Origin of the sequence: Amycolatopsis sp. FU40 (genome assembly GCF_021903635.1) — a bacterium.
GTDB classification, from domain to species: Bacteria; Actinomycetota; Actinomycetes; order Mycobacteriales; family Pseudonocardiaceae; genus Amycolatopsis; species Amycolatopsis dendrobii.
Map to the genome: position 1 here is coordinate 16,230 of NZ_CP091381.1, position 24,220 is coordinate 40,449.

The window sequence follows — 24,220 nt, forward strand, 5'->3', positions numbered from 1 at the left end:
CCGACCGTTGGCGGGCTGATGGCGGTGTCGAGGGTGGGTTGCGCGCTGATCGTTGGCGGGCTGATGTGCGGGCGGCTGGGAGGCGAGGTGAGCCGCGTGCCGGTTTCGTGCGGGGTTCTGCGTGCCGGCCACCGGCGAGGTCGCCGGCTCAGCTGATGCGTGCGCGAGTGACGGGCCGAGGCGAGCCGAGCGTCCGTTTCGTGTTTGAGGCTGCGCGCCGATCCCCGGCGGCCGCGGTCAAGAGCCAGCCGGAGCCGGGCACCCGGCAAAGACGTTCCCGCTTCACCGGGCCGGTGCCGGGCAACTGCTCGTCGGTAGCCTGCGGGGGTGCTGAGGACCCTGCTCGTGACGAACGACTTCCCGCCGCGCCCCGGGGGCATCCAGAATTACCTCAATTCGCTGGCCACCCGGCTGCCCGCGGACGACCTCGTCGTCTACGCGCCTTCCTGGGAGCGCAGCAGCGGCTCGCACGTCCAATTCGACGCGGCCGCGCCCTTTGAAGTGGTGCGTCATCCGACGTCGCTGATGCTCCCCACGCCGGACGTCCTGCGGCGTGCGAAGCAGATCATGCGTGCCCGCGACTGCGAGGCCGTCTGGTTCGGCGCGGCCGCTCCGCTCGCGCTGCTGGGGCACCCGCTGCGGCAGGCAGGCGCGCGCCGGATCGTCGCGTCCACGCACGGGCACGAAGTCGGCTGGTCGATGCTGCCCGCGTCGCGGCAAGCGTTGCGGCGTATCGGCGAGACGGTGGACGTCGTCACGTACGTCAGCAAGTACACGCGCAATCGGTTCGCCGCCGCGTTCGGACGGCATGCTGGGCTGGAAATGCTGCCGAGCGGCGTCGACACCACGGTTTTCGCGCCGGATCCGGCTGGGCGGGAGGAAATCCGTGCTCGGCATGGGCTTGGCGACCGGCCGACCGTCGTGTGCGTTTCGCGGCTCGTTCCGCGCAAGGGGCAGGACATGCTGATCTCCGCGTTGCCCGCGATCCGCGAGCGGGTGCCCGGCGCGGCGTTGCTGCTTGTCGGCGGCGGTCCGTATCGCAAGCGTCTTGCTCAGCTGGCCGAGGCGCTCGATGTCGCCGGCGACGTGGTCTTCACCGGCTCGGTCCCGTGGGAGGAACTGCCCGCGCACTACAACGCGGGCGACGTCTTCGCGATGCCTGCCCGCACGCGCGGCAAGGGGCTCGACGTGGAAGGGCTCGGCATCGTCTACCTGGAGGCGTCCGCGACCGGGCTGCCGGTGGTGGCGGGCACGTCCGGCGGGGCGCCCGAAGCGGTGCTGGACGAGGTGACCGGGCACGTGGTCGACGGCCGCGACCCTGGCCAGCTCGCCGAAACCTTGGCGGCGCTGCTGTCCGACCCGGTCCGCGCCCGCAGGATGGGCGAGGCGGGCCGTTCCTGGGTCGCCGAGAACTGGCGCTGGGACACGATGGCGCAGCGCCTCTCGACGCTCCTGGACGGCGATCCGGTGGCGGCGGTGCGCTGACGCGGCTCAGGGTTCGTAGATCGCCGGGTGGCGCGGGTCGTCCACACGGACCACGACGTCCGCGAGGGCGCTCGGATCGACTTCGTTTTCGTAGCGTTCGTAGGCGGGCAGCGCCCATTCGTCGGGCACTCGGCGGCGCAGTGCACCCGGCGAAAGCCACAAATGCACCACGAAATCGAACGCCAATCCCGCGCCGAGCAAGAACTCCCCGTCGACCAGGACGACGCCTCGGTCCGGGACCGGGACGCGCGGCAACCTGGTCGCGCGGTCGCGTTCGGCGTCCCACAGCGCGGGCAGCACTTCGCCGCTTCCGTCGTCGGCGAGCGGGTCCAGCACTTCCCGGCGCAGACCGCCTAAATCGAGCCAATCGGTATACCGTGCGTCCGGATTCTGTTTCCCGTGCTCGAAACGGAGTGACGCTGGTCGCAAAAAACCGGCGGCGGGCACGTGCAGCGCGGCTCGGCCGAGCAGCTTCAGCGGGTCGGTCAACGCCTCCGCGAGCGGGCCGGTTCCGGCCGCTCCGTCGATGGCGACGGCGATTCGCCTGCGGTGGGTGAGCGCGTCGACGCGCTCGGTCAGCTCGGCGGCGAGGGCGTCGGGGGAGATGGGGCGGTAGCGCACGATCGCATGATCCCGCACCGGTTTCCGTCGGTCCCCGATGCCATGATGGCGGCATGGCCAACGAGGAGGGCAAGACCGGGCGGAGTGGTTGGGAGACAGCCGTTTCCCGCACGATGCCGTACCCGGGCAGCCGGGTGTGGGAGTTCCTGGTGGGGGACGGCGTGGAGATCTGGCTCGGCCCCGGAGTCGACCTGCCGCGCGAACGCGGGGCCGGATACGAGACCGAACACGGCACGACCGGCGAAATCCGCAGCTATTCCGACGACCGCTTGCGGCTTACCTGGCGTCCGACGGACTGGGATCACGATTCCTTGCTGGAACTCGAGGTCGCGGATCTCGGCAAGCGCAGCACGCTGAAGATCCGCCAGGAACAGCTCGCGGACGTGGCGGAAAAGGCCGAGCAGCGGGCATATTGGAAACAAGTGGTCGAGCGCGTCGAGGCGGCATTGGCCGAACGCTGACCGAACTGCTCAGGGGGACTCGCAGTGAGCGTCGACGAACACGCCGAGGAACTTCCTTTCGCGGACGAGGAATTCTGGCAGAACACGCACGAATGGCTGGCGCGGCGGCGCGAATCCGGTGCGGTGTGCCCGATCACCGCCCGCCGCGGCATCCCGTCCTACCTGGTCAGCGGGTACGAGCAAGCGCGCGAGCTGCTCAACGATCCTCGGGTCAGCAAGGACAGCGGCGACGTGCAGCGGGTGTACGCGGCGAAGGTCGGCCAGGACGTCCAGGTGCCGGACTTCGGCAATCTGCTCACCCGGCACATGCTCAACAGCGATCCGCCCGCCCACACCCGGCTGCGCAAGCTGGTGAACAAGGCGTTCACCGCCCGCACCGTCGCCCGGTTGCGGCCGCGGATCCAGGAGATCGCCGATGCGCTGCTCGACGAGATGGCCGGGCACGAGCAGGTCGACCTGGTGCAGGCGTTCGCCGAGCCGTTGCCGATCACCGTGATCTGCGAGCTGCTCGGCGTGCGCGTCGAGGACCGCAGCGAGTTCACTGCCTGGTCGCACACGCTGCTGTCGTTCTCCGAGGACCCGGACGCCCAGGCCGTGGCGGCGCGCGAGATGCAGGAATACCTGCAGCAACTGGTCGAGAGCAAGCGCGCCGAACCCGCCGAAGACCTGCTGTCGGACCTCGTGCACGCCAGCGACGAAGGCGATTCGCTCGACGAAGACGAACTGATCTCGATGGCGTTCCTGCTGCTGGTCGCCGGGCACGAAACGACGGTCAACCTGATCGCCAACGCCACGTTCGCGTTGCTGCGCGAGCCCGAACAGGCGGAGAAACTGCGTGCCGACCCGAGCTTGCTGCCGGGTGCGGTCGAGGAGTTCCTCCGGTTCGACGGGCCGATCAATTTCGCGACGCTGCGCTACACGGTCGAGGAGATCGAGGCGGGCGGCGTCACCGTGCCGAACGACGAGTTCCTGCAGATCTCGCTGCTGTCGGCCAACCGCGACCCGGAGAAGTTCCCCGACCCGGACAAGCTCGACGTCACGCGCCCGCCCGGCGGGCACCTCGCGTTCGGGCACGGCATCCACTACTGCGTCGGTGCGCCGCTGGCCCGGCTGGAGGCGCAGATCGCGCTGGGTTCGCTGCTGGCGCGGTTCCCGGAGCTGAGCTTGGCCGTGCCCGTCGAGAGGATCGTCTACCGGCCGAGTTCGCTGGTGCACGGCGTGCTGGCGCTGCCGGTGCGGACGAAGGGGGCGTAGCGGCTGTCACTGCGGTTCCGCCCGCTGCCCGGTTAGGGTCGGCGGGTGGAACCCAGTGCTGCCGATCTCCTCGCCCTCGACGCCGCGCACGTGTGGCATCCCTACGCGCCGATGCCGGGCCGGGTGCCGCCCTTGCTCGTGGAAGAGGCGAGCGGGGTGCGGCTGAAGCTCGCCGACGGACGGGAACTGGTCGACGGCATGTCGTCCTGGTGGGCCGCGGTGCACGGCTATCGGAACCCGGTGCTCGACGCCGCGTTGCGGGAGCAGGCCGGGCGGATGAGCCACGTGATGTTCGGCGGGCTCACCCACGAACCGGCGATCACGCTCGCGAAGACCCTCGTCGAGATGACGCCGGACGGGCTCGAGCACGTGTTCCTGTGCGATTCCGGCTCGGTTTCGGTCGAGGTCGCGGTGAAAATGTGCTTGCAGTACCAGCGTTCCCGCGGGCTGCCCGGCAAGCATCGGCTGCTGACCTGGCGCGGCGGCTACCACGGCGACACGTTCACGCCGATGAGCGTCTGCGATCCCGACGGCGGCATGCATTCGCTGTGGCGCGGAGTGCTGCCGGAACAGGTTTTCGTGCCGGCCCCGCCGTCCGGTTTCGGCACCCCGGTCGATCAGTCCTATGTGGACGAATTGGCGAAGGCGATCGAGCAGCACGCGGACGAACTGGCCGCGGTGATCGTGGAACCGGTGGTGCAGGGCGCGGGTGGCATGCGGTTTCACCATCCCGGTTACCTGCGCGCGCTGCGCGAGCTGACTCGGGAACACGACGTATTGCTTGTTTTCGATGAGATCGCGACCGGATTCGGCCGTACGGGAAGGCTTTTCGCGGCGGAGCACGCTGGCGTGACGCCCGACGTGCTGTGTGTCGGCAAGGCGCTCACCGGCGGCTACCTCACGATGGCCGCCGCGTTGTGCACGCCCGAAATCGCCGACGGCATCACGCGCGGCGAGCTTCCGGTGCTCGCGCACGGGCCGACGTTCATGGGGAATCCGCTCGCTTCGGCGGTCGCCAACGCCTCGCTCGGGTTGCTGGCCGACGGCCAATGGCAGACCGACGTCGCGCGGATCGAAACCGCGCTGCGCCAAGGACTTGCACCGGCCCGGGAGCTGCCGCACGTCGTGGACGTGCGGGTGCTGGGTGCGATCGGCGTGCTGCAGCTCGATCACGAGGTGGACATGGGCGTCGCGACCGAAGTGGTGACCGCGGAAGGCGCGTGGCTGCGGCCGTTCCGGGATCTGATCTACGCGATGCCCCCGTACGTCAGCACCGACGCGGACCTGGCGGTGATCACCTCGGCGATGTCGGCCGCGGCGGCGAAGGCCTGAGGTTACTTCGGGTTTTGCGTGGCTGCCCGTAGTGGATCTTGCCGGGTCACGCAACCCGATCGTGGGTTATTCGATAAAGATCCACTCCATAGAGTGGGACATAGCGGACATTTCACAGGAACATCGGTTTCCTGGTCAGCATGAGACGACTTGCCGTGCTTCGCCACGACGTGCCCGCCTCGCTCGTGGTATTCCTCGTCGCGGTCCCGCTTTCGCTCGGGATCGCCCTAGCGTCCGGCGCGCCGATCGTCGCCGGGCTGATCGCCGCTGTCGTCGGAGGTGTGGTCGCCGGCGCTCTCGGCGGCTCTCCGCTGCAGGTCAGCGGGCCCGCCGCCGGGCTGACCGTGCTGATGGCGGAGACGATCTCCACCTTCGGCTGGGCGGTCACCTGCCTGATCACCGTCCTCGCCGGGGCGCTGCAGATCCTGTTCGGCCTGAGCCGCGTCGCGCGGGCCGCGCTGGCTATCTCGCCGGCGATCGTGCACGGGATGCTCGCCGGGATCGGCGTCACGATCGTGCTCGGCCAATTGCACGTGCTGTTCGGCGGAAAGGCGCAGAGTTCGGCGCTGGAGAACATCGCCCAGCTGCCCGCGCAGATCGCCGCGCACCACGACGCCGCCGCCCTGATCGGCATCCTGACCCTCGCCATCCTGCTGGTCTGGCCCAAGCTTCCCGCGGCGGTGCGGAAAATCCCCGGACCGCTGGCGGCCATCGCGGTCGCGACGGCAGTGTCCCTGGTCGCCGGAATGACGCTGCCGCGCGTCGAACTGCCCGGCGACCTGCTGCAAATCCGCTTCACACCGCAGCTGCCGGACGGCGGATGGGGCCAGGTCGCGGTCGCGGTGATCACGATCGCGCTGATCGCCAGCGTCGAGAGCCTGCTGTCGGCGGTCGCGGTCGACAAACTGCAGAACGGCCCGCGCGCCAACCTGAACCGCGAGCTGATCGGTCAGGGCGCGGCGAACATGGTGTCCGGCGCGCTCGGCGGACTGCCGGTCACCGGCGTGATCGTGCGCAGTTCCACCAACGTCGCGGCCGGGGCGCGCACGCGGGCGTCGGCGATCCTGCACGGCGTGTGGGTGCTGGTGTTCGTGGTCGCGCTCGCCGGGGTGCTGAAGTCGATTCCGCTGGCCGCGCTGGCCGGGCTGCTCGTGCACGTCGGCGCGAAGCTGGTGAATCCCGGTCATCTGCGGCAGGTGCTGCGCCACGGCGATCTGCCGCTCTACCTGGTGACTGTCGCCGGGGTGGTCGTGTTCGACCTGCTGACCGGCGTGCTCGCCGGGATCGTGCTGGCCGTGCTGCTGATGTTGCGCCGGACCGTGTGGTCGGGCGTGCATGCCGAGCACCACGGCGGCGAATGGCGCGTGATCGTCGAAGGAGTGCTGACGTTCCTGTCCGTGCCGCGGCTGACGAAGGTGCTCGGCACGATCCCGGCGGGCTCGAAGGTGACGCTGGAACTGGTCGCCGATTACCTCGACCACGCGGCGTTCGAGAGTCTTTCCGCCTGGCAGCAGGCGCACGAACGGACCGGCGGCACGGTGGTCGTCGACGAGATCGGGCATCCGTGGTTCGCGAAGGGCAAGGAAGGCCGCCCGACGCTCCGGCGCACCGCCGCCGCCGGTGCGATGCCGAGGTGGCTGGCCCCGTGGTCGGCCTGGCAGGCGGTGGACGTGCGGGTGCCCGGGCAGCGCACGCACCGGGGCGCGACGGAGTTCCAGCGCCGGGCCGCGCCGCTGCTCAAGGACGTCCTCAGCGGGCTCGCGCACGCCCAGCAGCCGCACACGCTGTTCATCACGTGCGGTGATTCCCGGATCGTGCCGAACCTGATCACCACGTCCGGTCCGGGCGACCTGTTCACCATCCGCAACATCGGCAACCTGGTGCCGCCCGGGCAGGCCGATCCGTCGACGAACGCGGCGATCGAATTCGCGGTCGGGGTGCTGGGGGTGCGGGAGATCGTGGTGTGCGGGCACTCCTCGTGCGGTGCGATGGGCGCGCTGGCCAGCGGCCCGCCCGCGGACACCGCGCTCGCGACCTGGCTGGTGCACGCCGAACCGAGCCGGAAGCGGGCGGGCGCGGTGACCCTCGGCGGGGAACGGCCGGAGCGCGAACCGGACCGGCTGGCGTTGCACAACGTCCTCCAGCAGCTGACGCATCTGCGGCAGTACCCGCTGGTGGCCGAGGCCGAAGCACGCGGCGAGCTGGCGCTGACCGGGCTGTACTTCGACGTGGGCGAGGCGCAGGTGTACCTCGCCGACCCGGCGAAGGGCGAGTTCGTGGCCGCGGGAGCGCCCGCGGCGGCCCCGGCCGGCTGACCCGGGCCCTCGCGCGTGCCTCCGGGTGCGCGCGAGGGAACCCCGAGTGTTGACATCGGGGAGCACGGCAATATCTTGATGGCTCGTGACGACGCTCGTGATGACCGGAACCGGGACCGACGTCGGCAAAACGGTCGCCACCGCGGCGATCGCGGCGCTGGCCCTCGCGCAGGGACAACGCGTCGCGGTGCTGAAGCCCGCGCAGACCGGCGTGCTCCCCGGCGAGGCAGGAGACCTCGCCGAGGTGGTGCGGCTGGCAGGCAAGGACCTGACGATCCGGGAGCTGCGGCGCTATCCGGATCCGTTGTCGCCGGAAGCCGCTTCCCGGCGCTCCGGGCTCCCGACGGTCGGGCCCGGGGAAATCGCCGCCGCCGCCAGCGAACTGGACGCGGCGCACGACCTCACCCTGGTCGAAGGTGCGGGCGGGCTGCTGGTCCGGTTCGACCCGCAGGGGAGCACGCTGGCGGATGTCGCGTGGTCGCTGGGGGCGCCGGTGGTTCTCGTCGCGCAGGCCGGGCTGGGGACGCTCAACACGACCGCGTTGACCGCTGAGGTGGCCACTCGGCGCGGGTTGAATGTCGTGGGCGTGATTATCGGGTCCTGGCCTGCTGATCCTGATCTGGCCGCGCTGGAGAACCTGCGGGATCTGCCGGTCGCCGGTGGCGCACCTTTGCTGGGGGTTCTTCCCGCGGGCCTGGGCGCGGCGGACCGGGAGACCTTCGCCGAGCAGGCGCGGCAGGGGTTGTCGCCGTGGTTCGGCGGGGAGTTCGATCCGGAGGCGTTCACCGCCGCTGCCTCCGCGCAGAACTAGGACGGGAAATCGCCCCGGTTTCCGTGCTGGGCGATCCGATCGGCCCCGGATCGGGGCGGAAGAAACCGGGGCGTTTTCTTGGCCGCGACGGAGTCGTGGCGAACAAACGCTCGGCCACCGGTTACTCTCAGTCCCGCACACTCGCAGGGAACGCACGCGCAGGGAAGGGAGCCTCGGGTGGTCGATTCCGCGGGCAAGGCGGCGCATCGGTCTTCGGCGGTCGCTGAGGGGTGGTCGGTGCCGGTGTTGTTTCCCGCGCAGCGGCCGCGGGTGGTGGTGAAAGCTGATCTGCTTCCCGCGGTGAGCGTTCTCTCGACTGCCGCGTTGCTGGGGATTCCTCTGGGGTGGTTGTGGTCTCTGCTGGCTCCGGCGGAGAAGGTGCGGGTGATCGGGTCCAACGGTCAGCTGGCGCCTTTGGAGCTGGAGAGCTGGCATCGGTTCGACGATCTGGCCGTGTTCGGGTTTTTGGCGATGGCTGCCGGGTTGTTGATCGGGCTGGTCGTGTGGTTCCTGCGGGAGCGGCGGGGGCCGGTGGTATTGGTGGCCGCGGCCGGCGGGGCGTTGGTCGCGGCTTGGTTGGGGACGCAGATGGGGCCTGCGTTCGCCAATTCGAAGTATTCGGTGGACGCGCCGCCTGCGTTGGGGGCGGTGATTGAGCAGGCGCCTCGGATCGAGACGGGGTGGGTGGTGCTGGCCGCGCCGTTGGTGACTTGTTTGGTTTACGCGTTGATGACGGCGTGGAATGGGCGGGAGGATCTTGGGCGGCGGCTCGGGTGATCGGCTCGTCGCCTGGCGGCGACATTGCCTCGTGAGCGGTTGCGCGGGCACCCCGATTTTTTAGTGTGACTACGGCGCGGGGGTGCTTGTCAAGGCGGGAAAGATGCCTTGACAAGCACCCCCGCGCCGTGTTTTTGGCTTCGTATCGGGGGCGGGGGGAGGGGTGGGTGCCTTGCGGGGTTGGGTGCGTCGGCTGCGGGTGGTTGGTGGGGCGCGGCTTGGGCGGCTGGTTGCGGTGGGGGTCGCGGCTGCGGTTTAGCGCCCCAATGTGGCATTGGGTGCATGTGGCGCACCGAATGCCACATTGGGTGCGGTGCTGAGGTGGGTCGGGAGGGGAATCAGAGTCCCTCAGGGCCCGTGGGGTGGGAGCGTGAGGCGAGGTTGGCTAGTTCAGGTCCGCGGGCTTGGTGAAGGTCGCGAGCTCGGTGGGTGGCAGCGGCACCGCGCCGAGGGTTTCCAGGAAACCGGCTTCTCGGGTGAGCAGGCGGCAGGCGATGCGCAGGCGGCGAAGCGGGTGGGTTTCCTCCAGCAGCAACTGTCGGTCCTCCAGCGGGAGGAGACAGTCGGCGGCTAACTGGTAGGCGAGTTCGCCCAGGTCGGCGTCGTCGTGGGGTGGGTGCCAGTCGTCTGCGTGCCAGGCGGCTTCGCAGTATCGCTGGTGGGCGCCTCTCGCTACCTCGGCCAGCTGGCGGGCCGTGGACTCCGCTGAGGTGGGGACCGCGTCGTCGGGGAGCCAGTCGACCACGGCCATCAGGTACGGCGCGGACGCTCGGTGCAGTTCGCGCAGGCGGAAGCGGCGGGCGGCGCGCGTTACTACGTCGTAGCGGCCGTCGGGGAGGCGTTTCGCTTCGCGCAGGATCGTGCTGCAGCCCACGCTGTACACGTGGTCCAAACCACTGACCTCGCGGACGAGCGGGGCGCGCAGGGCGACCACGCCGAACTCGTGCTCGGGGACGTTGCCGGTGACCAGGTCCGCGGTGAGCTGCCGGTAGCGCGGTTCGAAGATGTGCAGCGGCAGGTGCGTACCGGGGAGCAGCACTGTTTGCAGCGGGAACAACGGCAGGGTCGCCGTTCCGCTGGGGCACTGCTCTGGCTCGGTCACGGCGTCCACGGTACGGGCTGCGGAGCCCCGGCGCAGTTCGTGTTTACCGGCGAGGAGGGGGTTTCAGGACCGCGAAGGGGTCGGTGATGTGCATGTCTTTCGCGGCGAAAGAAAACAGCGCCGCAGGTCGTCCGCCGGTCCGGCCGGGGGCGGCGGTGTGGCCGGTGGGGACCAGCAGACCACGCCGTTGGAGCACGCGTTGCAGGTTCGTCGCGGACACTTTGTAGCCGAGTGCGGCGGAGTACAAGCCCTTGAGCGCGGAGATGGTGAATTCCTCTGGGGCCAGTGCGAAACCCAGGTTGGTGTAGCTCAGTTTCGAGCGCAGGCGGTCGCGGGCGCGCAGGATGATCGCCTCGTGGTCGAAGGCGGTGCGCGGCAGGGCGTTCACGTCGTGCCACTCGGTGTCTTCGGGGACGGCTGGGTCGACGTCGGAGGGGACTAGGCCGAGGAACGCGGTGGCTACGACGCGGGGGCCGGGGACGCGGTCCGGTGCGCTGAACACGGCGAGCTGCTCGACGTGCTTCAGCTGGCGCACGTCCACCTTCTCCGCGAGCTGCCGCCGGATCGACGTCTCCACGTCCTCGTCGGGGCGCAATCGGCCGCCGGGAAGGGACCAGCGGCCCAGGTGCGGATCGAGCGCTCGGCGCCACAGCAGCACCCGGAGTGTGTCCGAGCGCACTTGAAGGACTGCCGCCAGAACCTCGTGGGCGAGGGGGGCTCGGGTGTTAAGATGGCTTCGCACGGTTTTCGATTATAAGGCGAAAACCAGCATGGGGAGGGACCGGGGTCGATCCGGTTCCGAGGCCGGCGATTCTCGAGAGGGCCGAACACATGACCACCACGCTTGACCAGGATCTGACCCCTTACGGCGGGGTCGAGGCGGACGCCGACTGGGCCGCCCGCGTGCGGGAGCTCGCCCGCAAACGCGACGCGGTGCTGCTCGCGCACAACTACCAGGTCCCGGAGATCCAGGACATCGCGGACTTCACCGGCGACTCGCTGGCGCTCAGCCGCATCGCGGCCGGCAGCGACGCGTCCACGATCGTCTTCTGCGGCGTGCACTTCATGGCCGAGACCGCGAAGATCCTGGCCCCGGAGAAGACGGTGCTGATCCCGGACGCGCGGGCCGGCTGCTCGCTCGCCGACTCCGTCACCGGCGCCCAGCTGCGGGAATGGAAGGCCGAGCACCCGGGCGCGGTGGTCGTCTCGTACGTGAACACGACCGCCGAGGTCAAGGCCGAGACGGACATCTGCTGCACGTCGTCGAACGCGGTCGACGTGGTCGCTTCCATCCCGGCTGACCAGGAAGTTCTCTTCCTTCCGGACCAGTTCCTCGGTGCGCACGTCAAGCGCGTCACCGGGCGCGAGAACATGCACGTCTGGGCCGGGGAGTGCCACGTGCACGCCGGGATCAACGGGGCCGAACTGGCCGCGCGCGCCGAGGAAAACCCGGACGCCGACCTGTTCATCCACCCCGAATGCGGGTGCGCGACCTCGGCGCTTTACCTGGCGGGCGAGGGCGCGGTGGCCCCGGAGCGGGTCAAGATCCTCTCCACTGGCGACATGGTGCACGCGGCGCGCGACACCAAGGCGACCTCGGTGCTCGTGGCCACCGAGATCGGCATGATCCACCAGCTGCGCAAGGCCGCGCCGGAGATCGACTTCCGCGCGGTGAACGACCGGGCCTCGTGCCGGTACATGAAGATGATCACCCCGGCCGCGCTGCTGCGGAGCCTCACCGAGGGCGCGGACGAGGTCCACGTCGACCCGGAGACGGCCTCGCGGGCTCGCGCCTCGGTGCAGCGGATGATCGAAATCGGGCAGCCTGGCGGTGGGGAATGAGCGGCCTAGTTAACGCCGATGAGGCGAAAACCGCACCGGATCCGAGGTGGGAAGCCCGGGCCGATGTGGTCGTGATCGGCAGCGGCGTGGCGGGGTTGTCCGCCGCGCTGCGGGCCCGCGAACTCGGGCTGCATGTGCTGGTCGTGACGAAGGCGGCGGTCGCCGACGGCAACACCCGGTGGGCGCAGGGCGGCGTGGCCGTGGTGCTCGACGGCGAGCGCGACGAGGGCGACACGGTCGAGAAGCACACGGCGGACACGCTCACCGCGGGAGCCGGGCTCTGCGACGAGGGCGCGGTGCGGTCGATCGTCGGCGGCGGACCGGCGGCGGTCACCGAGTTGCGGCAGAACGGCGCGGTGTTCGATCACGGCTCGAGTGGGCTGTCGCGGGCTCGCGAGGGCGGGCACAGTGCGTTCCGGGTGATCCACGCGGGCGGCGACGCGACCGGTGCGGAGGTCGAGCGGGCACTCGTCGCGCAGGCTGGCGAGAGGCGGATTCCCGTGCTGGAGCACCACATCGCGGTCGACGCGCTGCGCACGTCCGCGGGCGAGGTTGCCGGGGTGACGGTGCTCGACCGCAACGGCGTGCCCGGCGTGGTGCGTGCGTCGGCGGTGGTGCTGGCCAGCGGCGGGTACGGGCAGCTGTACCAGGCGACCTCCAATCCGGAGATCGCGACCGGCGACGGGCTCGCGCTGGCGTTGCGCGCTGGTGCGGCGGTGGCCGACATCGAGTTCGTGCAGTTCCACCCGACGGTGCTGTACACGCCGGGTGCACGCGGGCGGTGTCCGCTCGTCACGGAGGCGGTGCGCGGCGAGGGCGCGACGCTTGTGGACGGTGCGGGCGCGCCGGTGATGGCTGGGGTGCATCCGCTCGGCGATCTGGCTCCGCGCGATGTCGTGGCGGCGGCGATTACCCGACGGCAGACGCTGGCTCCCGGTGGCATCGACGATCACGTTTTCCTTGACGCCACTGGCATTCCCGGGTTCGCCAAGCGGTTCCCGACCGTGCACGCGGCGTGCGCGGTGCTGGGGATCGACCCGGCGGTGGACGCGATCCCGGTGACGCCCGCGGCGCACTTCGCGTGCGGTGGCGTGGTGGCCACTGTGGACGGACGCTCGACGGTGCGCGGGCTGTATGCGGCGGGCGAGGTGGCTCGCACCGGATTGCACGGGGCGAACCGGTTGGCGTCCAACAGCCTTCTCGAAGGGTTGGTCGTCGGGCAGCGGGCCGCGGAGGCGGTCGCCGCGGATCTGGCTGCTGGGCTGCTGCCGGATCCGTCGCGCGGGCGGATTCCGGAACGGGCGACCGCGCCGGCGGCGGAACGTGATGTGCTGCAACGGGTGATGAGCCGGTACGCGGCGATCGGCCGGGACGCGGACGGGCTCGCCGCGGCGGGTTCGGCGCTCGACTTGTCGACAACGGACAGTCCGTTGTGGACGCACAGCGCGGTCGAGGACGCGGCGCTCACCGTGGCGGCGCAGGCATTGCTCGCGGCGGCGGAGCGACGAACGGAATCGAGGGGATGTCACGTGCGGACGGACTTCCCGGAGCGGGTCGAAGGGCTGCGGCGGAGCCAGCTGATCAGGCTGAGTCCGTCGGGACAGCCGGTGCTGGTCGAGGCGGCGTCGTTGGAAGGGGTGGCATGAGCGGGGAATTCTCGGAAGCAGTCGTGCGGGCACTGGTGGTGGACGGGCTGGACGTCGCCGATGTCCGGCGCGTCGTGACCACCGCGCTGGAAGAAGATCTGCGGTACGGGCCGGACGCCACGACGGCGTCGACGGTCCCGGCGGACGCCCGGGCGGTGGCGGAGCTGACACCGCGCGTCGCCGGCGTCGTGGCCGGGATTCCGGTGGCGCTGGCGGTTTTCGACGAGGTGCTCGGCGACGACTGCGAGGTGGTCTCGATCCGCGAGGACGGCTCGCCCGCCGTCCCGGGGGAGCCGGTGCTCGTGCTGCGCGGTCCGGTGCGCGGGCTGCTGACCGCGGAGCGCACGGCGCTGAATCTGTTGTGCCTGCTGTCCGGAGTGGCGACGGCGACCGCGGCGTGGGTGTCCGCGATCGAGGGAACCGGCGCCGCGGTAAGGGATTCGCGCAAGACGACGCCGGGGTTGCGGCTGCTGCAGAAATACGCGGTGCGGTGCGGCGGCGGGGTGAACCACCGGATGGGCCTCGGCGACGCGGTGCTGATCAAGGACAACCACGTGGTCGCGGCCGGTTCGGTCACCGCGGCGCTGGCGGCGGCCCGGGAACACGCGCCGCAGCTGCCGTGCGAGGTCGAGGTGGACGATCTGGCTCAGCTGGACGAGGCGCTGGCCGCCGGAGCGGACGAGGTGCTGCTCGACAACTTCACGCCGGAGGAGTGCGTGAAGGCGGTCGCGCGGCGCGATGAAGTGTCGCCGAAGACGAGGCTGGAGTCGTCCGGCGGGCTGACGCTCGACCGTGCGCGACCGTACGCCGAGTCCGGTGTGGACTACCTCTCCGTCGGCGGGCTCACGCATTCCTCGCCCGCTCTCGATCTCGGGATGGACCTGCGCTAACCCTGTCGCCGCGGCCCGCTCTCCACTAGAATCTCCTTGTCCGACAAGGGGAGGGGGCCGCGGTGCGGGGAATTGCCGCCGGAGCGGTGGCCGTGCTCGTGGCGCTCGGCCTGCCTGGCACGGCGACCTCGGCCCGGGCGGCCGCGTGCGCGAATCCGTCCGATCCGTACACCGGGCCGGTGCCCTGGGGCCAGCGGCTGGTGAACCCGCCGCGGCTGTGGGCGCTGACCAAGGGCGAGGGGCAGACCGTCGCGGTGATCGGCACCGGCGTCGACAAGCAGAACGCGCAATTCGGGCCAGGGCAGGTGCTCGGCGGCGCGGGCACCGCGGATTCCGACTGCGACGGCCGCGGCACGATCGCCGCGGGCATCGTCGGCGCGCAGCCGGCGAACCAGACCACGTTCACCGGCGTCGCACCCGGGGCGAAGCTGCTTCCCTTGCGCTACACCGAAAGCAACGGCTCCTCCTCGGACGGCGGCGGCGATCCCGGTGCGCTGGCGGGGGCGATCGACACGGCGGTCGACCGCGGTGCGGGAGTGATTCTCGTGGCGGTCCCGGCGGGTTCGGACAGCCCGGCGCTCGGTGCGGCGCTTGAGCACGCGAAGTCGCGCGGGGCCGTCGTGATTTCGGCCGCGGCGGCGACTCAGCAAGGGGCGCACACCTATCCGACCGCTTCGAAGGGCGTGCTCGCGGTCGGTTCGACGGACGAATCCGGCGCGCCGGTGCAGTCCGAAGCCGGGGATTACCTCGGAATCGCCGCGCCTGGCGCGAATCTGGTGAGCACTTCGGCAGGCGGCGGGGGCGCGGTCGCGCATCGCTGGCCGATTACCGACCCGAGCCTGGCCGCGGCGTATGTCGCCGGCGTGGCGGCGCTCGTGCGTTCGGCGCATCCGGAACTGAAAGGCGAGGAAGTGGTGAACCGGTTGATGCTCACCGCTTCCCGCCCGCCGTCCGGAGCGCACGATCCGCGCCGCGGCTGGGGAATGCTCGATGCGTACGCTGCGGTGTCTTCGACGTTGCCCGCTGACGCGCCCGGTCCGAGCGCGGCTGCGGTGCGGTCTGAGCTGCCCGCGGTGGTTCCGGCCGCCGCGGCGGCTCGGCCGACGTCGGATGTGGCGGCGGGAGTCGTTGCGGTGGGCGGGGTCGCGGCGGCTGCGGCGGCGGGAATTGGGGTGGCGGCGTTCCGGCGGGGGCGTCGGCGCGGGTGGCGGCCGTCGCGGTTTCGGGCTTGAACCTCGTGAGTGGCAACGCCGGTTCTAACCGGGATCAGCACTCACGAGTCGGGCGTGCGAGGGGTTGGCTGCGCTGTTTCGGCGGCGGGCGGCGCGGGGGGTCGTGAGTGGCAATGCCGGTTCTAACCGGCAGCAACACTCACGAGGCGCGTCGAGCCGATGATCGCCACGCCGCGTCCGTCGCGCGCGATGTGCACGCTGAAATCTGCGCCCTCACGGGAAAACCGGGCGATCACTTCGCGGTAAGTGCTGCGGTCGTACGATTCCCAGCCCGCCGCTTCCAACGTCGGCCGCACCGCTTCGGCCAGCACCCGCGTAGCGGCCGGGCTGTCCTCCAGCCGGACCCCGTACTGCCAGCACACCGAATGCCCCGGCTGCGCGGGATCGCAGTCCAGCTCACCGTCCACTGTGGGCACTGCGCGAGGGCCGAACGCTTCGGCGACACTGTCGATGACGTTCGTCAGCTCGGCAGCCAGATCCTTCAGTTCGCGCGTGATCACGGCAGCACCGCCGGAACCGGCACAGGCGCCTCAGTGACGTGACCGCCGGTCAGGACCCCGTAGATGTTCTCCCACGAATCCGAACCCGGTTTCAGCACGCCGCTGTGCGAGGACAAGCCCCACTGCACGTTTCCGGCGGCGTCGCGGCCGGTGGTGAGCTCGGTGACGCCGGGGAAGGTGTCCGGGTCGGCGCCGTGGCCGATGCCGGTCCATTCCAGTGCCCCGGCGTTGCCCTGGGCGAGGATGATCGGGTCCAGCGGGGCGGTCATCGAGTACCGCTGCACGCCCGCCTGGCTCGGCGGCAGGTCCGCTGGGCTCCATACGCCGTGTCCCATGCCCGCCGACTCTACGTGCAGCACCCGATCCACTGGCAAGCCTTGCTGGTCAGCGAGCCCGACGGTGGCGCCGCCGTAGCTGTGGCCGATCGCGGTGATCGTGGCCGCGCCGCCGGTCTGGGAATCGACCTGGCCGCGCAGTTCGTCGCCGAACGCCTTGAGGTTCGGGGCCATCGTCTGCGCGTAGCCGGCTTCGGCGCCCTCGGTGGTCACGTTCTGCGGGAACACGCCGTCGGCCCAGACGACCATCGCGGTCCGGCCGCTCGGGTCGGCGGCGACGAGGCTGCGGCCGAGGTCGGCGTAGGACTGGAAGGTGTCCATCCGGGTGTGCACGCCGGGCACGAACAGCCCGACGTTGCGCGTGCCCGGCTGGATCGTGCCGACCAGTTCGGCGATCCGGCCGTTTCCGGACGGATCGAACCGCAGGATCTGCCGGTGGTCGTCGATGATGCTTTGGTACAACGCGATTCGCCGCTTCGAGCGGGCGATGGCGTCCGGATCGGACAGTCCGGCCAGGCGGGTCCGTTCGGCGGCGAGCGCGTCGGACACCTTCATCCGGTTGGCCGCGATGGTCCCGGCCCAGCCGCCGCCGGCCGCGGATTTTCCGGCGGACGGCACCGGGTCTTCGGGCAGCAGCGAACGGTACATCGCCGCTACCTGCTCGTCGGCGCGCCGGTAGCCCGCTGACGAAGCCGTGAGTCCGTCGCGAAGGACCTGGGCGCGAACGACGCGCTGGTCGACGTCCGCCGCGAGTGCGCCGAGCGTTTTCGCGAGCCCGGCAGCACATCCGGAGGACGCGGACACCTGGCCGAAGGCCGCGGCGGGCACTCGTTCGCCCGCCACGGCCTGCTGCACGGTCCGGAGCGCGCCGGCGCGAGCGTCCAATTCGGACGCCGCGCTGGCGAGTTTCGCCGGGGCGACCCGGTAGCCGTCGGTCACGGCTGGTCGGTCGGCTCTTCGCCGATGACCGAGGGCGCGACCGGAGCCTGCTGGCCCCACACGTTCTCGGTTTCGACGAGCCACGCGGGAATCCGGCGCCCGGAGCCCATGTCGCCGCCCGCTCCCATGCCGCCCATCGGCATCATGGGCATCATCGGCATGGCGCTCTTGGCCGCCGCGCCCGCCGCGCCGGCGGCACCGCCCGCGAGTCCGCTGAGGACGTTCGACTGCGCGTTCCCGGCGAGCCCGGAGTGCGCGGCCGGAGCCTCCCCGGCGCCGCTGAGACCGCCGCCGGAGGGAATGCCGCCGCCGTCGATCGACGGGGCGTCCCCGCCGCCGACCGGGATCCCGCCGCCGCCACCGCCCGCGGGACCGGCCCCGCCGCCGAGCTTCGTGCCCGGAGGCGCGTCCTGCTCCTTGTCCTTGCCGTCCTTGTCTTTGTCCTTGCCCGAGGCCCACGGCGGAACCTTCGGCATGATCGAGCCGAACCGGCCGAACGCCGCCGCGGACGCGGCCGCGAGACCGGCGGTGAACATGTCGCCGAACAGCGGGCTGCCCGGGTTCTGCGCCGGGTGCCCCGGTTCGGAGCCGGGAACCTGCGTGCCGTCGGCAGGCAGCGGGTGCGAATCGACCGGGGCGCCGACCGCGGTGCCGCCGTCCGGGCTGTTGCCGATCGGGCCGGTGGCGCCACCGGTGGAAGCGCCGCCGCCGGGGACCGGCTTGGGCGGCGGGGCGGCCGCGTTCGGCGAGACCGGGATCGAGTCCTCGGCGGTGTCGTAGTTCGTCGCGAGGTTGTTCATCACGACGATCGCCTTCGCGTGCGCGGAGCCGGCGGCGTTGGCGGCCTGCTGCTGCGCTTCGACGTTGGCGATCGCCTGCTGCCGCTGCTGCGTCGCGGCGATGATCGTGGCGGGCGGGGTGTCCGGCGGAAGCAGCGGCGGGTTGACCGCGAGCGCGACGTCGGCGGGGGAGACGTCCGGCACCGCGACCGGCGGCGGCATCTCGGCCTTCGCCTTGACCAGCGCGTCCGCGGCGTCCTCCAGCATGTCGCGCATGCCCTGCGCGGTGACCGCGACCTTCCGGATGCCGCCGACCAGGTCGGTCATCATGGTCCGGTACTGGTCGGCCGCGCCGCCGGTCCACGAACTGGAGAAGTCGGTGAGCTGGTCCGACAGGTTCTCGGCCTGGTCGTACAGCCCGCGCGAGGCCGAACTCCACTGTTCGGCCGCGGCGCGCGCAGTGGTCGGGTCGCCCGCCTGCAGCATCGCGTAAAGCTGCTGATGGGTGTAGCCGGCGAAATTGGTGCGAGGCCCGCTCATGCGTTCTTACCCCCTGAAGAATCAAGGCCCAGCAACGAAAAAAGCGGGTCCAGCAGACCGGTCTGCTGACCCGATTGGTGCAGATCGCCCGCGACCGACTGGTCGGCCTGGGCGTATCCGTCGGCGACGGTGGTGGTGACGTCCTGAGCGAACGTGATCGCCCCGCGGACCTGCTCGAGCAGGCCCTGCATCTCGGCGACCGCGGCGTGGTGGGCGTCGGCGAGCGAAGCGGCTTCCCCGAACTCCCCGAACAGCAGCGGATGCTCCCCGAGGGTGCGCAGGAAGTCGTTCGGCCGGGACATCGCGTGGATCTGGGTTTCCAGCTCCCGGACGAAGTCCGTCAGCGATTCCAGGTGGACGTAGTACGACTGGTCGGGCATCGGCCGGTGACCTCTCGTGCGGCAGGACGCGGGAAAGCCGGCCGTCCGGAGCGGGCGGGGGGTGGTCCCGCCCCGGACGGCCGGCGTCGGGGCCGGATCAGGCGAACAGGCCCTGGTTGCGGTTCTCCAGCTGGTGCTGGAGATCGTGGGCGTCGCCGACCTTGGTGCCGAACTGCGCGATGATCGCGACGATGTCGGCGGTCGCCTGGCGGAGCCGGGTCTCGGACGCGCGCGCCGCTTCACCGGCGGAGCTGCCCGAGGCGTACCAGGTCTGGGTGATCGGCTGCAGGTTCTGGTGCAGCTGCTCCAGCTGGGAGGTCAGCGCCTTCGCCTTGGCGGCGAGCGACGCGGAGCTGTGCTGCAGGGCCCCGAAGCTGATTTCTACGACGTCAGCCATGGTGTCTTGTCCTCTCTCAGGGGTTGAGGCGAGGGATCACATTGCCCTCGACGGTGTGGCTGACGCTCTGGAAGCTCTGGTGCACGTCGGAGTCGCCCGAGTTGTAGTTCGCGTGGCTGGTGTGCACGAGCTGCGACATGGTGTCGAGCTCCCGGACGGCGGCGCCCATCTTCTCCTGGAGCCTGCGCTGCAGGTCCCAGAAGGCGACCGCCTGGTCGCCCTTGTAGTTCCGCAGCGTCTCGGTCAGCTCGGACTCCAAGCTGGCCATGGTCGTCTTGGCGTTCGAAGCGGTTTCCTCGAAGCCCTGGACGGCGCGCGTCATGGCAGCGGAATCTGCCTGGAATCCCGGACTGGACATCTGACGGGCCACCTCCTTCCCTCTCGTGGAAAATCCCGGTGCGCGGCGGGCCGCGCGGTGTGAATGTCACGCTAGAAAAAGAGCGGGTGTGGTCAAACGGCACAACTGCCGGTCGCTTTGACGGCACTATTACCCACAGGTGGGGTGCTCCCTACCCCCAAGACGGGGGACGACGCCAGTGTTCGCGCCCCCGCGCGCGGCCAGGCTGTCCCCATGACTTCCTGGGGATTGCGACTGTTCCGGCTGCACCGCCCGCTCGGCGTGCTGGCCGGGGCGATGGCGGTGCTGCTGATCGCGTGCGTGTTCGGGCTGCTCCTGGATGATCGCACGCTCGTCAACGCGCCGCTGTGGGCGAAGCCGTTCAAATTCGCGGTTTCGGTGGCGTTGTACGCGCCGACGCTCGCGTGGCTTCTCTCGCTGGTGAAGCGCGGCCGCCGGGCCGGCTGGTGGATGGGGACGGCGTTCGCGGTGGGCATGGGCACGGACATGGGCCTGCTGGTGTGGCAGGTGCTCGTTCAGGACCGGCCGCTGCACTTCAACCACGCGACGCCCGCCGACGTGACGATCGGCAACATCCTGGCCACCGGCGCGTTCACCGCGTGGGGCGCGACCGCGGCGGTGGTGATTCTGCTGCTGTTCCAAAAGCTGCCGGACCGCGCGCTGACGTCCGCGCTGCGGTGGGGAACCGCGCTCGCGGCGGGCGGAATGGGCCTGGCGCTCATGATGTTCTCGGCCAGCCCGGCGCAGCAGCGGGTGCTGGACGGCGGCGGCAAACCGGCGATGATCGGCGGGCACACGATCGGGCTCGAGGACGGCGGGCCGGGGCTGCCGCTGCTGGGCTGGAGCACGGTCGGCGGGGACCTGCGGATCACGCATTTCGTGGGGATCCACGCGATCCAGGCGTTGCCGCTGCTGGCGCTCGCGCTGGTCGCGCTGTCCCGGCGGTATCCGGTGCTGTCGAACGAACTCGTGCGGCGCCGGCTCGTGTGGACCGGTGCGGCCGGGTACGCCGGGGTCATCGTGATCACCGCGTGGCAGGCGATGCGGGGGCAGTCGATTGTGCGACCGGACTTGTGGACGCTGGCCGCGGCCGCGGGGTTGGTCGCGGTGGTGGCGCTCGGCGGCTTGGTGTCGGTTCGCGCGGCGAGCGTTCCCGATGAGCGGCATGCGCTGAGGGGATTCTGAGATCTCTCCGGTAGGCCTTGGCGGGTTGGCCCGACGGGAGGACGGTGTGATGGCTTTTCCCCAAGACCTGCTGGATTCGCTGCGGCGCGCGCCGGACGCGATCGCGTTCGAGCACGGGGACCGGCGAATGCGCCGGGGCGAGGTGCTCGAGCTGATCGGCCGGTTCGCCGCCGGGCTGAGGGCGGCCGGGATCCGGCCGGGGGACGGCGTCGGGCTCGCGACCGGGGTGACGCCGGAAGGCTGGGCCGCCCAGATCGCGGTGCAGACGCTGGGGGCTCGGGCGGTGGGGGTGCGGGCCGGGTTGCCCGCGGCGCATCTCGACGCGGTGCTGGACGGAGTGGCCGCGGTGGTGACCGACGCGGAACCGCCGGAGCCGGCGGGAGCGCGGACGCTTCCGATCGGCCCGGAACTCCTTGCCGCGTATGAAGAACCGGTGCCGTGCGGGAGACCGTCGGACATCGGCTGGGTGGTATTCACGAGCGGGAGCACGGGGGCGCCCAAGGGGGTCGCGTACCGGTTCGACGCGTTGGGGGAGTTCGGTCTTGAACAGCGGGCGGGGGACTCGGCCGAGGACTATCGGCGGTTTCTGCTGTTCGGGACTTTGAGCAGCGCGGTGATGGTGTTGCATGTGCAGGCTTGTTTGCTCGCCGGCGGCACCGCGGTGATCCCGGAGGGGTTGCCGGACTTTCCCTGGATTCTGCCGCGGCTGGACATCACGGCGGCGCTGGTGACGGTTCCGCGGTTGTATCGGATGCTGGATGTGCTGCGCGAGGAGGAAATCGATCTTTCCGGGCTGCGAATGCTGACGGTCGCCGGGTCTCCGGTGGAACCCGGGTTGCTGGCTGAGGGATTCGCGCGCATCGGACCCGCGTTGCGGCAGGGGTACGGGCAGACCGAGACCGGGAAATTGACGGTGCTGGACACGGCGGACGTGTCTGCGCGTCCGGAGGCGATCGCTTCGGTCGGATTGCCGGTCGAGGGGGTCTCGCTGGAGGTGCGGGACGCTTCGGGCCGTGCGGTTCCGGTGGGGGAGACGGGGGAGGTTTTCGCCCGTACCGCAAGGGCTTTCGCGGGGTACTGGCGCGATCCCGCGCTGAGCGCGACGGTGCTGGCCGACGGCTGGGTCCGCACTCAGGACATCGGGCGACTCGACGAGAACGGTTTTCTGTATTTGACCGGTCGCGCCCGGGACGTGGTGATCGTGAACGCGGTGATTCATTACACCGGGCCGATCGAACGTGCGCTCGCTGCGCACTCCGCGGTGGACCAGGCGTATGTCGTCGCGGTTCCGGACGAACGGACCGGGGAAGCGGCGCACGCGTTCGTGGTCGCCGCTCCGGGGCGCGATCCGGATCCGGGGGAATTGCGGGCGGCAGTGGCCGCGGAGTTGGGGGAGGCCGCGGTTCCGGCTTCGTTCACGGTGCTGGACGAGGTTCCGGTCGCGGAGTCAGGAAAACCGGACAAGGCCGCGTTGCGCGCCCTCGCCCGGTGATCGCCGCGGGGTTCCGGCCTGCCGCGCAAGGGGGCGGCAGGCCGGAACGCGCGGATCAGACGCCCGCGGTCTGCTTGATCCAGTCGCGGCTGTTGGCGACGCTGGCGTAGTTCTGGGTGCCGTGCTCGTCGCTGCCGGAGTTTTCGCCGGTCGAGCAGACGCCCACCTGGACGCCGTCGGCCAGCTGCGGGCCGCCGGAGTCTCCGTGCCACGAGGATCCGGTGACGCCCTTGCTGGCGATGGCCTTGCCGTTGAAGGCGTCCGTGCTTTCGCCGGTCACCTGGACGTCCGCGGTCTTGAGGGTGTCCGAGGGCGGGCTCTGGTCCTTGGTGCGGCCCCAGCCGTAGATCTGGTTGGTGGCACCGTTTTCCGGGTCCTTGTCGGCCAGCTTCATGAACGTCGTGTCCACAGCGGACTTCAGGTGCAGCAGGGCGATGTCGCCGTTGGGGGAGGCCTTCTGCTCGTCGACCGCGGCCTCGGTGCCCTTGCCCAGCGCGACGTCGCCGACCTTGACGTGCATGCCGCCCTTGTTCAGGCAGTGCTGCGCGGTGAGCACCCACTGCGAGGCGATGATCGTGCCGGAGCATTCGAAGCCGCCGTAGTCGGTGACGTCGTCCCAGAACACCTGGGCGCCCCACGGGGCCGATTTCACAGTGCCGCCGCCGATGATGTGCGTGTCGGCACTCGCCGGGACTGCCGCCCCGGCCCCGAACGCCATCGCAGCCCCAGCGACTACGGCCGCCGCTTTCGCGTAACGCATGGAAAATCCCTCCGCCTCGGTGGTGATTTCCCGACCGTAGGCGGCATCTGGAAATCCGGTAACCTACGGAAGTCGGTCTTCGATCCACGTTTCGCGGAGCGTGCCGTCCGGGTCAAGCCGCCGATGGAGGGTCTCGGCTTGCTCCGCACGGGTGAGCGCGGCGACGGCCTCCTCCTGCTGAAGGTGCAGCGCGTGCACGGCGACGCGGAGCTTGCGGATCCGGCCGCGGGTGCGGAGCCGGGCCCGCCACGGATGCCAGAGGACGGCGAGCAGGAGGCCGGTGGTTTCGGCGCGGTAGGACTGGGCGGCTTGGGTCAGTTGCTCGGCATTGGCGCCGGGGACGCCGCCGAGCCGTCGGTCGACGGTGGTCGCTGTCGCGGCTTCCAGGACGCGTTCGTGCGCGCCCGCGGCGAAATCGGCGACGCGGCGGGGAATCCCGGCGACGAGCACCGCGGTGAGCAGTTCGGAGAGGGCTTCGCGGAGGGCGCGGTGGGCGTCGGTTCCGTCTTCGAGGACGGCGACGATCCCGAGCGCGTCGGCGAGGGTTTTCCGGCTGGTCAAGGTGTTCGGGGGCAAACCGATCCGGATTTCGCGCACTCCGCCGGAGACCGCACGGGCCGCTTCGAGCCGCCGGTAGACCTCGGCGCGGAGCTGGCGGCGTTCCTGGACCTTCGTGAAGTAGTTCGTCAGCGCGGCGCCGACGACGCCTCCGCCGGTGGTGTAGGCCAGTTCGACCAGACCGGGCATCAGGGCTCCCCTCGCTCGTGGACTGCATATGCTGGCAGCA

General features: G+C 70.7%; 24 protein-coding genes. 13 read left to right on the forward strand and 11 right to left on the reverse strand.

From position 1 onward, the window contains the following. The first annotated feature begins 327 nt into the window (after positions 1 to 327). Positions 328 to 1,485, forward strand: a complete 1,158-nt coding sequence (locus L3Q65_RS01280) for a glycosyltransferase family 4 protein (RefSeq protein WP_237598611.1) — start codon at positions 328 to 330, stop codon at positions 1,483 to 1,485. A 6-nt stretch (positions 1,486 to 1,491) separates the two neighbouring features. Here L3Q65_RS01280 and L3Q65_RS01285 read toward each other — a convergent pair whose 3' ends face one another. After that, complete coding sequence (locus tag L3Q65_RS01285; RefSeq protein ID WP_182896847.1) at positions 1,492 to 2,106, reverse strand: uridine kinase; 615 nt, start codon at positions 2,104 to 2,106, stop codon at positions 1,492 to 1,494. A 53-nt stretch (positions 2,107 to 2,159) separates the two neighbouring features. On the opposite strand from L3Q65_RS01285, the gene L3Q65_RS01290 reads away from it, so the two are divergent. The 6 genes from L3Q65_RS01290 to L3Q65_RS01315 all read left to right on the forward strand — a co-directional run bounded on the left by L3Q65_RS01290 (position 2,160) and on the right by L3Q65_RS01315 (position 9,056). Beyond that, entirely contained in the window at positions 2,160 to 2,567 is a 408-nt protein-coding gene (locus tag L3Q65_RS01290; RefSeq protein ID WP_078870303.1) for an SRPBCC domain-containing protein, read from the forward strand. 24 nt (positions 2,568 to 2,591) lie between these two features. Next, a complete protein-coding gene (locus L3Q65_RS01295; RefSeq protein WP_237598612.1) occupies positions 2,592 to 3,821 on the forward strand; it encodes a cytochrome P450 in 1,230 nt (409 codons plus the stop codon). Positions 3,822 to 3,932: 111 nt separating this feature from the next. Further along, complete coding sequence (locus tag L3Q65_RS01300; protein ID WP_237601022.1) at positions 3,933 to 5,153, forward strand: adenosylmethionine--8-amino-7-oxononanoate transaminase; 1,221 nt, start codon at positions 3,933 to 3,935, stop codon at positions 5,151 to 5,153. A 140-nt stretch (positions 5,154 to 5,293) separates the two neighbouring features. Then, a complete protein-coding gene (locus L3Q65_RS01305; RefSeq protein WP_237598613.1) occupies positions 5,294 to 7,468 on the forward strand; it encodes a bifunctional SulP family inorganic anion transporter/carbonic anhydrase in 2,175 nt (724 codons plus the stop codon). An 85-nt stretch (positions 7,469 to 7,553) separates the two neighbouring features. Next, positions 7,554 to 8,279 (forward strand): dethiobiotin synthase, encoded by a 726-nt coding sequence (gene bioD, locus L3Q65_RS01310; RefSeq protein WP_182896852.1) that lies wholly within the window; start codon positions 7,554 to 7,556, stop codon positions 8,277 to 8,279. Between the two features lie 177 nt (positions 8,280 to 8,456). Beyond that, entirely contained in the window at positions 8,457 to 9,056 is a 600-nt protein-coding gene (locus L3Q65_RS01315; protein ID WP_182896853.1) for a DUF2567 domain-containing protein, read from the forward strand. A gap of 385 nt (positions 9,057 to 9,441) precedes the next feature. On the opposite strand, the gene L3Q65_RS01320 is transcribed toward L3Q65_RS01315, so the two are convergent. Both L3Q65_RS01320 and L3Q65_RS01325 read right to left on the reverse strand, forming a co-directional pair. Then, entirely contained in the window at positions 9,442 to 10,158 is a 717-nt protein-coding gene (locus tag L3Q65_RS01320) for an LON peptidase substrate-binding domain-containing protein (RefSeq protein ID WP_182896806.1), read from the reverse strand. 43 nt (positions 10,159 to 10,201) lie between these two features. Further along, positions 10,202 to 10,837 carry an NUDIX domain-containing protein gene (locus tag L3Q65_RS01325; protein ID WP_182896809.1) on the reverse strand — a complete coding sequence of 212 codons (636 nt, stop codon included), beginning with the start codon at positions 10,835 to 10,837 and terminating at the stop codon, positions 10,202 to 10,204. Between the two features lie 152 nt (positions 10,838 to 10,989). On the opposite strand from L3Q65_RS01325, the gene nadA reads away from it, so the two are divergent. The 4 genes from nadA (at position 10,990) to L3Q65_RS01345 (ending at position 15,768) form a co-directional block, all read left to right on the forward strand. After that, positions 10,990 to 12,000: a quinolinate synthase NadA gene (gene nadA / locus L3Q65_RS01330; protein ID WP_237598614.1), complete on the forward strand. Its 1,011-nt coding sequence runs from the start codon at positions 10,990 to 10,992 to the stop codon at positions 11,998 to 12,000. Next, positions 11,997 to 13,646 (forward strand): L-aspartate oxidase, encoded by a 1,650-nt coding sequence (locus tag L3Q65_RS01335; RefSeq protein WP_237598615.1) that lies wholly within the window; start codon positions 11,997 to 11,999, stop codon positions 13,644 to 13,646. The genes nadA and L3Q65_RS01335 overlap by 4 nt, the downstream gene beginning before the upstream one ends. Beyond that, complete coding sequence (nadC, locus tag L3Q65_RS01340) at positions 13,643 to 14,536, forward strand: carboxylating nicotinate-nucleotide diphosphorylase (RefSeq protein WP_182896803.1); 894 nt, start codon at positions 13,643 to 13,645, stop codon at positions 14,534 to 14,536. The genes L3Q65_RS01335 and nadC overlap by 4 nt, the downstream gene beginning before the upstream one ends. A 62-nt stretch (positions 14,537 to 14,598) precedes the next feature. Then, positions 14,599 to 15,768 carry a S8 family serine peptidase gene (locus L3Q65_RS01345; protein WP_237598616.1) on the forward strand — a complete coding sequence of 390 codons (1,170 nt, stop codon included), beginning with the start codon at positions 14,599 to 14,601 and terminating at the stop codon, positions 15,766 to 15,768. Positions 15,769 to 15,890: 122 nt separating this feature from the next. Here L3Q65_RS01345 and L3Q65_RS01350 read toward each other — a convergent pair whose 3' ends face one another. The 6 genes from L3Q65_RS01350 to L3Q65_RS01375 all read right to left on the reverse strand — a co-directional run bounded on the left by L3Q65_RS01350 (position 15,891) and on the right by L3Q65_RS01375 (position 19,960). Continuing rightward, positions 15,891 to 16,268 carry a hypothetical protein gene (locus L3Q65_RS01350; RefSeq protein ID WP_182896801.1) on the reverse strand — a complete coding sequence of 126 codons (378 nt, stop codon included), beginning with the start codon at positions 16,266 to 16,268 and terminating at the stop codon, positions 15,891 to 15,893. Continuing rightward, a complete protein-coding gene (locus tag L3Q65_RS01355) occupies positions 16,265 to 17,542 on the reverse strand; it encodes an alpha/beta hydrolase (protein ID WP_237598617.1) in 1,278 nt (425 codons plus the stop codon). The genes L3Q65_RS01350 and L3Q65_RS01355 overlap by 4 nt, the downstream gene beginning before the upstream one ends. Next, complete coding sequence (locus L3Q65_RS01360) at positions 17,539 to 18,861, reverse strand: WXG100 family type VII secretion target (protein ID WP_237598618.1); 1,323 nt, start codon at positions 18,859 to 18,861, stop codon at positions 17,539 to 17,541. Before L3Q65_RS01360 ends, L3Q65_RS01355 begins: the two co-directional genes overlap by 4 nt. Continuing rightward, positions 18,858 to 19,241 (reverse strand): hypothetical protein, encoded by a 384-nt coding sequence (locus tag L3Q65_RS01365; RefSeq protein ID WP_237598619.1) that lies wholly within the window; start codon positions 19,239 to 19,241, stop codon positions 18,858 to 18,860. The genes L3Q65_RS01360 and L3Q65_RS01365 overlap by 4 nt, the downstream gene beginning before the upstream one ends. A gap of 97 nt (positions 19,242 to 19,338) precedes the next feature. Then, the gene (locus tag L3Q65_RS01370; RefSeq protein WP_037809581.1) at positions 19,339 to 19,638 is read right to left on the reverse strand and encodes a hypothetical protein; all 300 of its coding nucleotides are present in this window, start codon (positions 19,636 to 19,638) and stop codon (positions 19,339 to 19,341) included. Between the two features lie 16 nt (positions 19,639 to 19,654). Continuing rightward, positions 19,655 to 19,960, reverse strand: coding sequence for a WXG100 family type VII secretion target (locus L3Q65_RS01375; RefSeq protein WP_037810054.1), 306 nt, complete (start codon positions 19,958 to 19,960; stop codon positions 19,655 to 19,657). Positions 19,961 to 20,209: 249 nt separating this feature from the next. Here L3Q65_RS01375 and L3Q65_RS01380 point away from each other — a divergent pair, with 249 nt between their 5' ends. Both L3Q65_RS01380 and L3Q65_RS01385 read left to right on the forward strand, forming a co-directional pair. Continuing rightward, positions 20,210 to 21,181 carry a hypothetical protein gene (locus L3Q65_RS01380; protein WP_182896797.1) on the forward strand — a complete coding sequence of 324 codons (972 nt, stop codon included), beginning with the start codon at positions 20,210 to 20,212 and terminating at the stop codon, positions 21,179 to 21,181. A gap of 49 nt (positions 21,182 to 21,230) precedes the next feature. After that, positions 21,231 to 22,673, forward strand: coding sequence for a class I adenylate-forming enzyme family protein (locus tag L3Q65_RS01385; protein ID WP_237598620.1), 1,443 nt, complete (start codon positions 21,231 to 21,233; stop codon positions 22,671 to 22,673). Positions 22,674 to 22,728: 55 nt separating this feature from the next. On the opposite strand, the gene L3Q65_RS01390 is transcribed toward L3Q65_RS01385, so the two are convergent. Both L3Q65_RS01390 and L3Q65_RS01395 read right to left on the reverse strand, forming a co-directional pair. Next, positions 22,729 to 23,433, reverse strand: a complete 705-nt coding sequence (locus L3Q65_RS01390) for a trypsin-like serine protease (RefSeq protein ID WP_182896795.1) — start codon at positions 23,431 to 23,433, stop codon at positions 22,729 to 22,731. Between the two features lie 63 nt (positions 23,434 to 23,496). Further along, complete coding sequence (locus L3Q65_RS01395) at positions 23,497 to 24,180, reverse strand: hypothetical protein (protein WP_237598621.1); 684 nt, start codon at positions 24,178 to 24,180, stop codon at positions 23,497 to 23,499. Between the last annotated feature and the right edge of the window lie 40 nt (positions 24,181 to 24,220).